Here is a 15830-nt window from a genome sequence, read left to right as displayed (position 1 = left end):
ATAAAATAGACAAAAACAATTAATGGGAAAAGATACAATCCTCTTAAGTCTTAAAGTTAACAGACAAAGGTTAAAAACTAATCAAAAGACAGCCAACTCATCGCAACTTTTTATATATAGCAATTATCACAAGTTATAGGCAATCGATAAAAACTAAAGCCAAACCCATTATAAACCTAGGGATAAACACCTAAAATATTATAAGATTAATAAATGTACTGCATTTGACTAAGAATCACTACAAAATCCTAGCATTAATTGGGTTCACATGTCAGGTTTGTTAGCATCCGTCTCATTTTGTGAGTCATTAATCTTATCTGGTATTTGTTCTTGATCTTCATTGTTATTGAGCCAGTTACGAAGTTCTTGAACTAACCAGAGGAGTTCGGGTTCACTTAAATTATGGCCTAATATATAAGTGTTATTCGCATGTAACTTTGAAGTTGATTCGGTATTAATAATGAGAGAATCTATTTTTAAACTATCTTGTTTTTTGTTTTGAGGAACATATTTAATCGAAACATCGTTGATTGCAGAAGTTATTCCCCGATAGGTTTTTGTAAAGCCAAAAAAACTATTAACAATAGAAAACTGTTGGCGATCGCATTTTATTTTGGTTGCTATAAATAGGTTTCGAAAGTTAGAATTAACTAGCCACAATATTATCAAAACCAGAAAAACTGTTGGAGAAAGCAATATTTTTAAAAGTAAGATTATGATGCCCCGAGAAAAGATAATCATAATCCCTCCAACTACAAATAGCGGAATCAAGTTATTAATATTATCAACCAAGCTACTAACAAAATTATCGATTTTAGTAAACCCTTGATCAGGAATTATCACCTCTATAAAATTAGAATTTTTTTTGATTTTGATATTGCTAATAGCTGGCTTGTTTCTTTGATCGGATTGGTTGAAATTATCTAATTTATAGTTGACATTATTTGAGCTAACAGTCTTTAATTCTTGGGAAGTATCAGGCAAATATCTTAAGGCGGCGATAGCTGTTTGGAAACGTCTTTCTACTGCAGGAACAATCATTTTATCTAGCCAATTAGCTAATTGAGGGCTAACGGTAACGCGATCGCGAAATTGGATTCTTAAGTCCTTATTTGGCAGATTACTAGGAGCAGTTCGAGTCAATAAATGAATAATTGTAATCCCCAAGGCATATAAATCGGACGCAGGAACTGTTTTACCTCCAAATTGCTCTAAAGGTGCATAGCCATAGGTGCCCACGACAGTAAAGGTTGTACCTTCAGAGGCAAAACTATCTTGAACTGCCCCAAAGTCGACCAAATAAACTTTATTATCATCTCCCAAGAGTAAATTACTGGGCTTAATATCTCGATGTAGAATAGGGGGATTAAAACTATGTAAATAAATTAAAGTCTGTAAAACATCTTGGGCAATCTTAATAACTTCGGCTTCGCCAAATCTCGTTCCGGTTTCTAATAGTTGCTTGAGAGAATTACCCGCAATATATTCCTCGACTAAACCAAACCAAAGGGTCTGCTCATCGACAGAAAAATAGTCTTTATACTTCGGGATTTGTCCGTGATTTAATTGTTGAAGAATTTGGGCTTCCCTTTCAAAGAGCCTCACATCATCCCATTGAATATTGCCCCCAAAAGTGAGCAGCTTAATTATCACGAGCTCGGAGGTTTCTGATGCTAAGTCTTGAGCGAGCCAAGTTTGTCTGCCGATACTATTTCCAAACTTTTCTTTTAACTTATAGCGATCGCTAATAACCTGTCCAGCTTCCCACATAATCTCAATGAATTTCAGATTCTTTTATCTAATCTAACGTTTTCATTTTCAGATCACGACGAGTTTTAGGTTTTGGGTTTTAGGTTTGAGGAACCTGTAGAATTATCTTCGTTATTCGAGGAATCTCGATCTTGAGATTGGGACTTGAGAATAGAAATACGAGAGGGAATAGGAGTTCGTGCCGGCTTAAGTCCTTGCAGCACTTCTGATAATTGCAAACCTTCGAGACGTTTAGTTTCCCTTATTTTATGCCATACGGAACGAGACATTAGTAGGGTGTGCTCGATGGGGGAAGCTCCGATTTCAGTGAGAAACTCTTCTCTTTCTGGTTGGTAATCAGCAGATACCAGCTCTAGAGAAGGCAAAGAACAAGTTAAATCCTCAAGATTAGAAGACTTGGCAGCGGACTCATAGGCGATTTGGGCCATTTGGACAATCAATTCTGGATAGAGCCAAGTATAGGCAGCATTAACAGTTAGCTTGGCTTGGTAGGCATTCGCAGCTTCAGGATAGGATCTCAATCTAAAATAGCCGATCGCAGCTTTTCTTTGGGGCTCAAAAATGTAACCTTTAAACTCTTCGCTCTTGCCCAACCATTGCAAAATCTTACCGATAATCGCTTCGACAAAACCCGTTTTAAAATCATGAACATCACGATCAAAAATTTGGCGCAACAGTGGAGGCATAGAAACACAATCCAACTGATATAGCAAAGGCGCATCGGCATTACTAATCGGCAATAAATTAGGTAAGCTAGAATTTTGCTGTGCCAACTTGGCAATTAAGGGCGATGGCAACCGCCAGTAGGTCATCTGAGCTAGGGGTTGAAACCCATTTTCTCGGTAAAGAGCTAACTTATGTTTATCATTGACATTTACTTCCAACATCCAGGTTCGTGCCTCCCAGATATTTTCTAAGCAATAACGCAATAATTGGGAACCGACTTCCTTTTGACTAGCGAGGGTTTCTAATTCGGGGAGGCTTTCACTTACCAGAACCCGTTCCACTCGCCAGGTAGTTTCCGTGCGATTAAAAGGAGATACTTGAATTAGACCGAGAATTTTCTGTTCCCTTTCAGCAACATAAATCCTGCGGTCTTTTTGATAAGAGTAAGGCAAAATACTCAAAAACTGCCTTAGTCCATACCAAGAACGAACTTGTTTGAGATCTCTATCTACAGAAACTAGACGCTGAGAAAGCTCTTGTCCTTGTCCCTGGGAGATTAGATCTTCCATGGCCTCCAAATCTCTATATTGAAGAGGACGGACGATAAGTTGGTTTTTTTCCGGTATGGATAAAGTCATTTTTGGGTTTTTTGCGTTCATATTCATTTTATTCAACCGCTTCTATGTTTTCCAATTGCCATAGAATTTGATTGCCTTCTCTTCTTACTCTAGAAACAACCCAGTTCCGCCAAGACCAATGATCTCCACGACTGGTAACTGCACTAGCATTAATGTCCATGAGATCTGCCAATTCAGAACTGCTAATTAGATAACCTTTTTGTGCTATTTCATCGGCAATTCTGAGGGTATCGATTAGATTCCTCAATTGAGCAACTCTCTGTTCTCTTGGTAATACTACTTCTTCTTTGGTGTTATTGGATAATTCCGTCATGAGAATTTATGGTCTAAAAATTTGCGATAAAGTTATTGAGATTTATAAGATCTTAATTGGAAGATCTTTGTACGTAGAAGTTTATCCGATAAAATAGGTTACCGCCATAGAGGCAGATTTATATATTACAACTCTGTTATTAAGTTAACGTATTTAGAGCGTGCGGGTTGAAAATCTGGGCTAATTTCTAAGGCTTTTGTGTAACTAGCAATCGCCTCATCAAGACGTTGGAACTGTTCCAAGGCGCAACCATGATAATACCAAAACTGGTGATTCGTGGGGTTGATGGCGATCGCCTTACCCCAACTGGCGATCGCTTCTTCCCATTCTGCTATCTGAAAGAATGCATGAGCGCGATCATTCCAAGCTTGTTCACTTTGAGGATCGATTGCCAACGCATGATCAAAAGAGTCTATAGCTTCGGGATAATATTCCAGACGACCCAAAGCGCTACCAAGATTGTGCCAAATTTCCGCCAGATTAGGATTAAGTTGCAAAGCTTGATGCCAACTTTCAATGGCTCCAGGCAAATCTCCTGCATTTGCCTGCTTCAAGCCCAGATTAAACCAACTTTCTACCAGTTCTATCACCGAAGTTTGGTCATTCTGTTCGGTCGCATCAAGGTCTATCTCTTGCTTTTCTCGCGACTCAGTCTCAGTGGGTAAATCTTCAAGTGCTTCTTCCGGAGCCTCTAATAGGTTAGATTCAGGCATTGAGTTTGACTCATTTTCAGTAGGCAAGTCTTCAACAGCCTCTTCAGATAACTCTAGTGAATTAGATTCAGGCATTGAGATTACTGGTTCTGCTGAAGGCAAAGATTCGGGATTTTCTGTCTCAGGAATTGCTACAGGAGTAGACTCGTCAATTACAGTTGCTGGCTCTTCTAGTAAAACATCGCCTTCGGTCTCCAGCTCAAGACTTTCAGTTGCGATCGCTTCAGGCGCGATATTTTCCTCTATATTATTGAGATCGGCAGAATTCTCTTCTGTAGTAGTATTTATTGTTGAATTAGAAGGAGAAACAATATCCACACCATCGTACTCCCAAATTAAGTTAGCAGTCTTACCCAAAAATAACTTCTTGCCAATTTGAGAAGAAACTACACTAAGCTGGCCTAATTCAGTAGCTGATTGGGTAACCTCTGCCAAACGGAGCATAATTGCTCCTAATCTTCGCTGAGAATCATTTGTGGCATCAGGAATTTTTGTGGATAATCGCTCCAACCAGGCAACCCATTGGTCTTGGTTGCCTCTAATCCCCAAATTTTGAAAGAATTTAATAATTTTGAATTGATTCCAACCATGAGCAACGCCTTCTAGCAGTTGGTTAAATAAAAAATCATAATCGGCATCGGTCAACTCCGATGAGGGAGAGACTTCTGGAACAGCTTCCTTCTCTTGGCCTTGATTTTGAACGACAGATTCAGAAGTTTTCCTTTTACTAAACCATTTCAGCATAAATGATTATTCCCCATTCCCTATAAATAATAAGCTGATTAAATTTTAGAATCCTTGAGATATCTACTCTAGCTTTTGCATGAAAGAAACAACAGAGTTTGATAGAAGATGAAAGCCTACGGGCTAATCGCTAAAGAACTGTAAAGCTGTATTAATATACCGTAAAAAAATATAGAAAATCTCTACGTTCATTTGAAGAATCTTCTGCCAAACTGGGCGATAGCTATAACTATTAGGGGGCTTGGATTTATGGGCGTAATTATTAGCACCGTTAATATGAAGGGGGGAGTAGGAAAAACCACTTTAACGGTCAATTTAGCAACCTGTTTAGCAAAACATTATGACAAAAGAGTCTTGGTGCTAGATTTGGACTCGCAGATTAGTGCCACTTTAAGCATGATATCACCTCATGATTTTGCCAAAGTAAGAAAAAAAAGAAGAACATTGAGTTATCTACTCGATAATGTGATCACTCCCAACCCTTGGAGTAAGCTTGATATTCACGATCTGATCTATCCTAATGTTTGTAATCTTGAAGGATTGGAGTTATTGCCTGGAGACATCGAACTTTATGATGAGTATCTAGTATCAGAAATGCTTCATGGCAAAGCTCTCCAGGAACAGGGCAAAGAGTTCCAAAAAGTTTGGGATGATTTTGAGCTAGTGATGATTAAGCAACTTATAGAGCCAGTCATTGACGACTATGATTTTATTATTATGGACTGTGCTCCTGGATATAATCTGATGACTCGCAGTGGAATTGCTGCTAGTAATTTTTATCTGCTTCCTGCTCGTCCTGAACCTTTATCTTTGGTCGGAATTCAGCTGCTCGAAAGACGTATTGCGAAATTGAAAAAAAATCATCAAGATACCCAGACTCTTAATATCAACCTTTTGGGGATTGTCTTTATTCTTTCAGCCGGTGGTTTAATGGGAAGATATTACAAACAGGTAATGAAACGAGTCCGAGATGATTTTTATCCCCACCAACTTTTTGAACAATCAATTCCTATGGATGTGAACGTTGCCAAAGCGGTGGATCTTTTCACTCCTGCTGTGGTTGCTATGCCAAATTCTACTGGCTCAAAAGCTTTTATTAAATTGACGGAAGAGTTTTTAGAAAAAATCAAAGTATCGCAAAAGCAACTGGTAACAGCAGGTTAATATCTTCGGCACTTAGTCCTTGAAAGCAGAGGTCAGAAGGCAGTCCCTATTTCGCGGAATAATTAATCTATTGTCCATTCATGCGTTACTTATGACTTGGCTATATTGGCTTTCTCAAATTGCTCCTGCGGAAGAATCTTTAGTTGGCGAGGAAATTGCGGTTCTTAGCCAACTACTGGAACAAGGACATTCCATTGTTCCTGGTTTTACTTTGGAAAGCTCTTTGTTGACTGATTTTTTTGCTAATTTGCCAGGGGATCAATTCTCAATTGATGATTTTTCCCAATCTTTGTCCCAAATTGATATTGATAATTATCAGGCTCTTCAGTCTCTTGCTCAGCAAAGTCGCCAAGCAATTATGGCAGGAGCATTTCCTCAACCATGGCAAAAGATCATCTTAGAGGCGATCGCGCAGCTCAACTGTTCTACTGTTATTGTTCGACCTTCTTTAGTTATCTCCTATGCAGGAGAAAAAAATAATCGAGGTTTATTGCGATCGCAAATTACGGGAATAAATCCTGATGCTATATTTTGGGGTATCAAAAAAGCTTGGGCAGAATTATTTACGGCCAAAAGTATTTTTTACTGGCATAAACGAAAAATTGAGCTTTCTCAGATAAAACTTACCTTGTTGATTCAGCCATGCCAAAATGTCCAGACTTCTGGCTCAATTGAGTTGGACAAAGATTACATTTCTATTCGCTCTATTTGGGGTTTAAAACAAGCACTAGATCAAGGAGCAGTGCAACCCGATATCTATACTCTCAATCGTCGCAACTCAAATTCAATTGAACAACAATTGGGCACCCAAACTATCTACTATGCTCTCAAAGATCCCCCAGAGAATTTGGCAATAGGAGAAGAATATTTAGCAACTAATGTTGTAGAAGATTCTTTGCAAGAACAGGCAGTTTTAAATGAGCAGCAGATTAGATTACTAGTGCGATCAGCAGAAAAAATAACCAGTAAGAACCCCAAAGTAAATTATCTTGAATGGTCGATTCCTCAATTAACAACTGAAGCTGTTATGGATAGGCCATTTTATTTTCACCAGTTGGACTTTAGAAAAACTTATCAAATTAATCAAACAAACCCATCATCGGAGTCAACACCAGCACAACTTTTGCTAACAGGAATGGCAGCTGCTCCTGGCAAGGTTGTAGGGGAAATATTTGTTTATCATTCGGGGCATAGTGAACCAGCTCAAATAAATCCAGGATCGATTCTGGTGACGAATAACATTGCACCTTCAGATATCTCGCTGCTCAAAAATCTGGGAGGGATTATTACAGAAACAGGAAGTTTAACCAGTCATGGGGCAATTATCGCCAGGGAATTGGGGATTCCTGCAATTGTAAACAGCGAGAATGCCACCAAGATTTTGCGATCGGGAGCATTGGTTGTCTTGGATGGTGATCAAGGAAAGGTTTATGCGGTTGGGGCTGAGGGCGACCCAGAGATTTCGACTCAGGTTGCGCCTCAAGATAATGTTCTGAGCACGGGTATTTTTGATTATCCCATTGGCACCAAGTTGATGGTAAATATAAGTCAGGATAATCTGCTGGATGAGGTTGCTGGTTTGCCGATTGATGGTATTGGTTTGTTGCGATCGGATTTGATGTTGCTAGACTTACTAAAATATCAGACTTTAGAGCAATGGTTACAAAATACACCCCAGTCCCGCATCGTTGATTATTTGGTAAATTCCCTGAGAAGATTTGCTAGTAAATTTGCGCCTCGCCCGATTTTCTATCGTTCCCAGGACATCCCATTGTCCCAATTATCTTCTTCTACATCTAAAGATTCTAATCTGGATAATCGAGGAACGGCGGCCTATATTCAAGATCCCAGTTTTTTTGATTTAGAATTGTTGGCTTTGTCCCGATTAATTGCTGAAGGGTTCGCTAATGTTAATTTAATTTTGCCTTTTGTGAGGAATCTAGAGGAATTTCTTTTTTGTCGCGATCGCTTGATTGCTCAAGGTTTAGGTCACGGTGGCACTTGCCAATTATGGATTATGGCAGAGGTTCCTTCAGTGCTCTTTTTATTACCTGAATATATCAAAGCAGGAGTTCAAGGATTTGCGATCGGCACAGGGGATTTGACTCGGTTACTTTTCGGGTTAGATCGCGAGCAAATAGATTTAAATCAATATTATAATAATCCTGCTTTTAAAAACGCGATCGCACAAATAATCTCTCTTGCAAAAGAGAAGCAAATTCCCTGTTCTATTTGTCTTCACGGCACGAAGATTAATCCTGAGTTAATTAATAATTTAATTAATTGGGGAATCACAACTATAACGGTCGAACCCCAGGCAATTAGAGAAGCTTATCGAGTCATTTCCCGTGCCGAAAGACGTTTGTTATTAGCCGAAACTACCCAAGAACATCACAGGTAAGGTAGGCAATGCCTACCTCAGAGATTGAGATTACAAAGTCAAAGATTGAGGATCGGTTTCGATTAATTTCGCTAAATCCTGAAGGAAAGCAGCAGCTTGTGCACCATAAATAATTCGATGATCGCTAGTGATATTGACCTTCATTTGACGACGGACTCCCATCATTCCGGCATCATTAGCCACAACTTGAGGCGCAGCTGAGCCGATCGCCAGAATCGAACCTTGTCCTGGAGGCAAGATCGCATCGAAATTATCCACTCCAAACATTCCCAAATTAGAAAGGGTGAAAGTTCCTGTACTATATTCTTCGGGCTTTAGCTGCTTAGCACGAGAGCGGTTGACCAAATCTTTCCAACTGCGGGATAGAGAATAGATATCCATCTGATCAGCGTTGCGCAACACAGGAGTGATTAAACCTCCATCGGGCATAGCCACAGCTACTGCGATATTAATCTCCGAATTATATTTGGTGGCATCGGGGACATAACTTGCATTAACCACAGGATGTTTCCGTAAGGTAACAGCTACAGCTTTAGCCAAAATAGCGGTCATCGTGACGCCTTTGGGCTTGATTTGCTTATAAAGCTTATCGAGAGCATCGGTGCCAATGGTATAGCTAACATGGAAAACAGGCACAGTAAGGCTTGTCATCATATTTTGCACCACTGCTTTTTGTAGGGTATTGAGTGGTACGGTTTCCCCAGGAGTAATATTCACTGGTGCGGTCGCGGCGATCGCAGTGGGGGCAGCTGCCACAACAGGAGTTGTCAGAGGGGTTGCTACTGTCTTAGTAGAAGGTTGACCGGCAGCTTGTTCCACATCGAGTGCCACAATGCGGCCATAGGGGCCTGTTCCCTGCAAGTTCTTGAGATCAACGCTAAATTGCTTGGCAAGTTTTTTGGCTCTGGGGGAAGCGATAATCCGGCCATTTCCATTACCAGAGCCATTACTGGTTGCTGCCGTAGCTGTTTCGGTAACGATAGCCGCCGCAGTTTCGGGTTTCGGAGCAGCAGCAGGCGTTGGTGCCGGGGCGCTTGCCTGTCCAGATGCTGCACGTTTTTTCGCTTCGGCAATTTCTGCTTCGGTTTCTGCCACATAGGCGATCGCATTGCCCACGGGAGCTTCCTGTCCTGCTTCAACTAAAATAACTGCCAAGTAGCCAGCATTAAAGGATTCAACATCCATATCCGCCTTATCGGATTCGACTACTACTACAGTTTCTCCTTTCTCTACTTTATCTCCTGGAGATTTTACCCATTCCACAATTTTGCCTTCAGTCATAGTGGAGCTAAGGGCGGGCATAAATATATCGTGAATCATAATAGAGGTTTCTCTCTTTAAAATCAGCTAAAACAATAGATTTTCGGTCATAACCTTTATGAGTTAAGACAGCGTTACTGCGTTTTTGAATATACAGCACAATCCTAGATTATATGGGATTTCCTCCTGTCAAATCGAATTTATTTTTTGCCCAACATAACTACTAGATTTTTCGACAATTATTTTATGCTGGACAAATTTTGTTTGTTCACGAAAATTAATACTTTATTTTTGAGATTAATTTTAGAATTTCTAAAAGTCAATGAACCTGTAAATCAAAGAGAAAGTTCTAAGGAAAATGATGCGGAAATTTGCGAAATACTTTATCAGTACATTTCTCTTGATTATTGTAGTGACATTGCCTTGTCTCCTAGTCAACGCCTCTGAATCTGGGGAAATAATCCCATTTGACTCTGATAGATGGGAAATCACTGCCAGCCAAAGCAAGGTCGAAGAATATTTAGGACAACCAAGCCTTTTGCTCAAAGGGGGTCTAGCGGTTGTCAAAGATTCGGAGTTTACAGATGGCATCATCGAATACGATGTTGCTTTGGAGAAAACACGGGGTTTTATGGGAGCTGTCTGGCGCGTTCAGGATTTGGGAAATTACGAAAAATTCTATATGCGATCGCACCAATCGGGGAATCCCGATGCCAATCAATACACTCCAATTTTTAATGACGTCGCGGGTTGGCAACTATATAACGGGGAAGGCTATAGCGCGCAGGTAGAATATGATTTTGATCAGTGGATACCTGTCAAGATAGTTGTTTCGGGGAAAAATGCCGAAATATATATCCAAGATATGGAGCAACCAGTTTTGTTTGTCAATGAGCTAAAGCGAGATATAAAGTCTGGTCAGGTAGGTTTATTTGTTGAAGATTATGCTCCAGGACATTTTGCTAATTTTCGTTTCACCGCAACCAACAACCCACCATTGAAACTTACTCCAACGCTTTTAGAAGAGGCACCAGAGGGAACGATTAGGTCATGGTCTGTTTCCAACTCTTTTGATGAGAAAACTTTAGATAGTAAATTCATTCTCAGTCAAGATGATAAGCAAAATTTAACTTGGAACAAACTTGTTACTGAAAATTCAGGATTGGCAAATTTAGCTAGAGTGCAAGGAGTTGAACCAGATAAAAACACAGCCTTTGCTCGCATCACTATTAATTCAGAACAGGAGCAAGTCAAAAAACTTTCCTTTGGCTTTAGTGACCGCATCAAAGTGTATTTGAATGACAAATTGCTTTATGGGGGACAGGATTCTTTCCGCTCTAGAGATTATCGGTTCTTGGGAACTATCGGTTACTATGATGAGCTTTATTTGCCTCTTCAAAAAGGGAAAAATGAACTTTGGATGGCAGTTTCCGAAAATGAAAAAATTCGTGGGGGATGGGGACTACAAGCTAGGCTTGAGAACACCGAAGGAATATCAATGGATTAGAAGTAATAAGTAATGAGTAATAAGTAATAATTTTGATCACAAATAATCAAAGATAAACAATTTAAATTTAATGGAAATTCGCATTGGTAACGGCTACGATATCCATCGCTTAACCGCAGATCGACCATTGATTTTAGGTGGCATTACCGTTCCTCACAGTTTGGGACTATTGGGTCATAGTGATGCTGACGTTCTGACTCATGCCATCATGGATGCTATGTTGGGAGCCTTGAGCCTAGGCGATATTGGGCATTATTTTCCCCCCAGCGACCCTCAATGGAAAGGGGCGGATAGTTTAGTTTTACTAGAACAAGTCCATAAATTGATCACAGAGCAAGGCTGGTCAATCGGTAACCTCGACTCCACAATAGTTGCCGAGCAGCCTAAACTAAAACCCCATCTCAAGGCAATGCGCGATCGCCTGGGAGGAATCTTGAAGCTAAGCAGCGATCGCATTAGCATCAAAGCAACTACCAATGAGAAACTAGGCCCTGTTGGCCGAGAAGAGGGGATCTGTGCCTATGTGGTGGTCTTACTAACAAAAAGTTAATTTTTAAAACAGAGCAATCCAGATTATCAAATCTTAATATTTACCAATTTTTTCTAGGATGTCATTTACCCAATCGGTAAGTTAAGTTTGAGTAGCAAAATTTTAATAACTTATCAACAAGCAAAAATTATGTATTTCTCAGTCGAGCAAAACAACAAAGGAAATTTAATATTTTGAAATATTCTGAATAAATTTTACTCTTGATTCGTATGGTTATTTATCAACTTCAATAATATAGTATGGGTGTAGTTTTAAGAATAGGGAACCGAGTCTTTAATAGTGACGAACTTTCTCCTCTGTTGGCCCAGTATCAGATGCTGCCCAAGCTAGCACAGGAAATTCTCGTGGATCACGAGGTCGCTAATATTGATTATACAGAGCAAGAATATGAGCAAGCTTACCAGCAATTTTGTCAGCAATTTCAACTTGATACTGAGGAAAAAATTCAGCTTTGGTTAGATAAACAGGGCATGGATCGCGACAATTTAAAAGCATTAGTTACCAGAAAAGTCAAAATTGAAAAATACAAAATCGAAAATTGGGATAATAAAGTAGAGTCTTTTTTCCTGAAGCGGAAAGCCCAATTAGATCGAGTTGTCTATTCCCTAATTAGAGTTGAAAAAGCAGAACTTGCTCAGGAATTATATTTTCGGATTCAAGAAAATGAAGATAGTTTTCGCGAGCTAGCCATGGAATTCTCCCAGGGTTCTGAATCTCAAACAGGAGGACTAATTGGCCCCGTAGAAATTAATGCTCCTCACCCCAAAATTGCCCAAATTCTCAATACTTGTCAGCCAGGAGACCTCGTTCCCCCAACCCGTGTCGGAGAATGGATTGTCATCATTCGGTTAGAAAATTTCATTCCTGCCAAACTTGATGAGCCGATGCGACAAAGAATGCTAGATGAGATGTTTCGTAAATGGCTCAATCAACAAACCGCCGAAGAAGTCTCATTTTTCCCTGAACCAGTGATTTCTACCCCAGTGACCAGTTAAACTTACTTTAAGATATGAGCAATACAAGTACACATCAACTTGTCGAACAGTTTCTATCTATTGTTCCGCAATTCAATCGCCTTCCTGCCGAAGAAATTGCCCAGCTAGCCGATAAGCTCAAACCCTTAAGGTTTAGTGTGGGGAAAGTTATGGTCATGCGAGACAAAATGCAGGGACAAGTGGCAATTGTTTCTGAAGGAGAAGTTCGGGTTCTCGGTTATGACCCCCGAACAAAAATGCCGACCACATTAGAGAAACTTAAACCAGGCCAAATTATTGGCTGGGTGAACTTAGCTCGGGGGATTGCTTGCGAAACAGCAATGGCAAGTACCGAGGTTGTTTGTTTGGCACTTGATAATGAAGAGTTTCTTCGTCTAATTGAGCAATATCCCGAACTCCGCCAGGAGTTTAGGGAAAAACCGGCAAATGTTGAAATTTTTGATCTCTTTGGCATTCAACTAGAAAAAGAAGCTCAAGGAGATTGGAAACTCAAAGATCTTGTCCTAGACGCAGCAGCCGAAGCGGAAATCCATTATCTTCCCCCAGGTGAACATCCACTCAATAGCGAATTAGCAGCGCCCCTAAACGATCCGCAAAAAGTTTGGCTAGTCAGTGGTGGCGGTGAAATAGAAGATTTTGCCGTAGGTGCTCGCATTGGCTTCACGAAAACTCGTCAGACTATTAATGTCATTGGGGAAACCCCTGCTCGTTTGCTGTCAATTCCGCGAGATAAATGGTTTGCTAGCGATGACGATGAAGTTTTTGCTCCAGCCCAAACCCAATCTAGCAATCTTCCAGTTCATATACCCTGGGACAAAGAAGAAATTGCCACCGATGAACCTCTGCCGGTAATTCCCGATGTGGAAGAAGAAGTCACTATTGGCAATAAAGATTATCCCTTTGTTTCTGGGCGAACTACTCTAGAAGTTGGCACAGCTTGCTTCCAAATGATCAGCAAGTACTTTAATATGCCCTTCCGCAAGGAGGTAATTAACAGGGTTTTAAAAGAGCAATTAGCGAGGACGAGCTCTTTGTCATTACCCTTATGTGGGGCAGTTTCCGAATTAATGGGGCTGAACCCCCAACTAATAAATATTCCAGCAAAAGCTTTTACTCGTCTCGAAGGGCCTTGTTTTGTGCGTTGGCAGGACAGTCTCGCCGTTGTTTACGAGATTAGCGAAAAGGAATTGGTAATTGCTGTCCCTGAGCTGGGGCTCCGTCGCTATGAGCCGGAAGAGTTTTTAGAAAGCTGGGGTGATGTTGGTGAGGTTTTATTACTGCAAAAAACCAAAGAAACCCCTCAAGAACGTTTTGGCTTAAGTTGGTTTTGGCCTTCAATCCAAAAGCATAAGCGGATTTTGATTGAAGTTTTTATTGCTTCGTTCTTTGTGCAGTTATTTGCCTTGGCTAATCCCTTGATGATTCAGGTGATTATCGATAAGGTAATTAGTCAAAATAGTACTTCTACTCTGGGTTATTTAGTCACGTTTCTGATTGTCCTTAATGTTTTTGAAGCATTATTGACCACCTTGCGAACTTATCTGTTCGTGGATACGACCAATCGAATTGACTTAACTTTAGCCTCAGAAATTATCGACCATCTGTTACGTTTGCCTCTGCGTTATTTTGAAAAACGACCAGTAGGGGAAATTTCAACTCGGGTTAACGAGCTAGAAAAGATTCGCCAGTTTCTAACAGGAACGGCTCTGACTGTGGTTTTGGACGCGGTTTTTTCCGTGGTCTATATTGGGGTCATGATTTTGTACAGTCCTTTATTAACGGCTGTAACTCTGGGAATCATTCCGATATTTGTGGTTCTGACCTTGATTTTCTCGCCGACAATTCGCCGACAATTGCGAGTTAAAGCAGAGCGCAATGCCGAAACTCAATCCTACTTAGTAGAGGTTTTGACGGGTATTCAAACTGTTAAAGCGCAAAATATTGAATTACGTTCTCGTTGGCAATGGCAAGAAAGATATGCTCGTTATGTTTCCACGGGTTTTAAAACTGTAATTACCTCTACTTTGGCAAGTTCGACTAGCGGCTTCTTGAACAAATTATCTCGGGTGTTAATTATCGGGATGGGTGCCTATTTAGTACTCGATGGTAAGCTTACTTTGGGTCAGTTAATTGCGTTCCGGATTATTTCTGGATATGTGACTTCGCCGATTATGCGCTTGGCTCAACTATGGCAGAATTTCCAAGAAACAGCTTTGTCTCTTGAGCGCTTGGCAGATATTGTTGACCATCCTGATGAGGGAGAAGAAGATCGCAACAATATTCCGATGCCAGCAATTACAGGCAGAGTTCAATATGAAAATGTTTCTTTCCGCTTTAAAAACTCAGGCCCTTTGCAACTAAACAATGTTTCGGTAGAAGTTCCTGCGGGCACCTTTACGGCAGTTGTAGGGGAAAGTGGTGCGGGTAAGAGTACCTTAACTAAATTGCTATCTCGTCTCTATGCTCCAGAGGGTGGCAGAATCTTGGTTGATAGCTATGATATTAACCGCGTTGAACTTTATTCACTCCGTCGTCAGGTGGGAGTTGTGCCCCAAGAAACTCTCTTGTTTGAAGGAACTGTCATGGAGAATATTGCTCTGACTAATCCTGATGCAACCACCGAGGAGATTATTGCTGCTGCTCAAATCGCTGCTGCCCATGAGTTTATTATGACTTTGCCTAATGGTTATAATACTCGGGTAGGAGAACGGGGTTCAGCGCTATCTGGGGGACAAAGACAACGGATTGCGATCGCCCGTACGATCTTGCAACAACCAGCCATGTTGGTGATGGATGAAGCGACTAGTGCTTTGGACTACAGTACTGAACGGGAAGTATCGCGAAATCTGAAAGAGGCCCTCAAAGGTCGTACAGTCTTCTTTATCACTCACCGTTTAGGAACCATTAAGAATGCGGATATGATCTTGATGATGGATTCGGGTTCAATTGTTGAGCAGGGAACTCATGAAGAATTGATGGAAATGAAAGGACGCTATTTCTATCTCTACCAACAACAGGAATCTACTGTTTAATGGGTAATGGGTAATGGGTAATGGGTAATGAGTAATTGCTCAGCTCTACATCCTAGATTCCTTAGGATTTTCGAAAA

Annotated in this window: 11 protein-coding genes; 6 read left to right on the top strand and 5 right to left on the bottom strand. The window is 40.5% G+C overall.

Annotation, left to right across the window (positions count from 1 at the left end):
- Positions 1-264 precede the first annotated feature (264 nt).
- The 4 genes from XEN7305_RS19030 to XEN7305_RS26910 all read right to left on the bottom strand — a co-directional run bounded on the left by XEN7305_RS19030 (position 265) and on the right by XEN7305_RS26910 (position 4844).
- Positions 265-1770 carry a serine/threonine-protein kinase gene (locus XEN7305_RS19030; RefSeq protein WP_006511126.1) on the bottom strand — a complete coding sequence of 502 codons (1506 nt, stop codon included), beginning with the start codon at positions 1768-1770 and terminating at the stop codon, positions 265-267.
- A 65-nt stretch (positions 1771-1835) separates the two neighbouring features.
- Positions 1836-3074 (bottom strand): GNAT family N-acetyltransferase, encoded by a 1239-nt coding sequence (locus XEN7305_RS19025; RefSeq protein ID WP_040898663.1) that lies wholly within the window; start codon positions 3072-3074, stop codon positions 1836-1838.
- Positions 3075-3102: 28 nt separating this feature from the next.
- Positions 3103-3387: a hypothetical protein gene (locus XEN7305_RS19020; protein ID WP_006511124.1), complete on the bottom strand. Its 285-nt coding sequence runs from the start codon at positions 3385-3387 to the stop codon at positions 3103-3105.
- Positions 3388-3512: 125 nt separating this feature from the next.
- Complete coding sequence (locus tag XEN7305_RS26910) at positions 3513-4844, bottom strand: tetratricopeptide repeat protein (protein ID WP_006511123.1); 1332 nt, start codon at positions 4842-4844, stop codon at positions 3513-3515.
- 249 nt (positions 4845-5093) lie between these two features.
- Between XEN7305_RS26910 and XEN7305_RS19010 the strand changes: the two genes are divergently transcribed.
- Positions 5094-6008: a ParA family protein gene (locus XEN7305_RS19010; RefSeq protein WP_006511122.1), complete on the top strand. Its 915-nt coding sequence runs from the start codon at positions 5094-5096 to the stop codon at positions 6006-6008.
- Positions 6009-6099: 91 nt separating this feature from the next.
- On the top strand, positions 6100-8409 hold the full coding sequence (locus XEN7305_RS19005; protein ID WP_006511121.1) for a putative PEP-binding protein: 2310 nt from the start codon (positions 6100-6102) through the stop codon (positions 8407-8409).
- 30 nt (positions 8410-8439) lie between these two features.
- Here the strand turns inward: XEN7305_RS19005 and XEN7305_RS19000 are convergent, their stop codons facing one another.
- Complete coding sequence (locus tag XEN7305_RS19000) at positions 8440-9729, bottom strand: dihydrolipoamide acetyltransferase family protein (RefSeq protein ID WP_006511120.1); 1290 nt, start codon at positions 9727-9729, stop codon at positions 8440-8442.
- 298 nt (positions 9730-10027) lie between these two features.
- On the opposite strand from XEN7305_RS19000, the gene XEN7305_RS18995 reads away from it, so the two are divergent.
- The 4 genes from XEN7305_RS18995 to XEN7305_RS18980 all read left to right on the top strand — a co-directional run bounded on the left by XEN7305_RS18995 (position 10028) and on the right by XEN7305_RS18980 (position 15753).
- Entirely contained in the window at positions 10028-11176 is a 1149-nt protein-coding gene (locus tag XEN7305_RS18995; RefSeq protein WP_144053322.1) for a hypothetical protein, read from the top strand.
- Between the two features lie 70 nt (positions 11177-11246).
- Positions 11247-11726 carry a 2-C-methyl-D-erythritol 2,4-cyclodiphosphate synthase gene (gene ispF, locus XEN7305_RS18990; RefSeq protein ID WP_006511118.1) on the top strand — a complete coding sequence of 160 codons (480 nt, stop codon included), beginning with the start codon at positions 11247-11249 and terminating at the stop codon, positions 11724-11726.
- 239 nt (positions 11727-11965) lie between these two features.
- The gene (locus XEN7305_RS18985) at positions 11966-12721 is read left to right on the top strand and encodes a peptidylprolyl isomerase (protein ID WP_006511117.1); all 756 of its coding nucleotides are present in this window, start codon (positions 11966-11968) and stop codon (positions 12719-12721) included.
- 14 nt (positions 12722-12735) lie between these two features.
- A complete protein-coding gene (locus XEN7305_RS18980) occupies positions 12736-15753 on the top strand; it encodes a peptidase domain-containing ABC transporter (protein WP_006511116.1) in 3018 nt (1005 codons plus the stop codon).
- Positions 15754-15830 lie beyond the last annotated feature (77 nt).

The sequence above is a fragment of the Xenococcus sp. PCC 7305 genome (genome assembly GCF_000332055.1).
Taxonomy (GTDB): Bacteria; Cyanobacteriota; Cyanobacteriia; order Cyanobacteriales; family Xenococcaceae; genus Xenococcus.
This window is presented reverse-complemented; position numbering and strand designations above follow the sequence as displayed.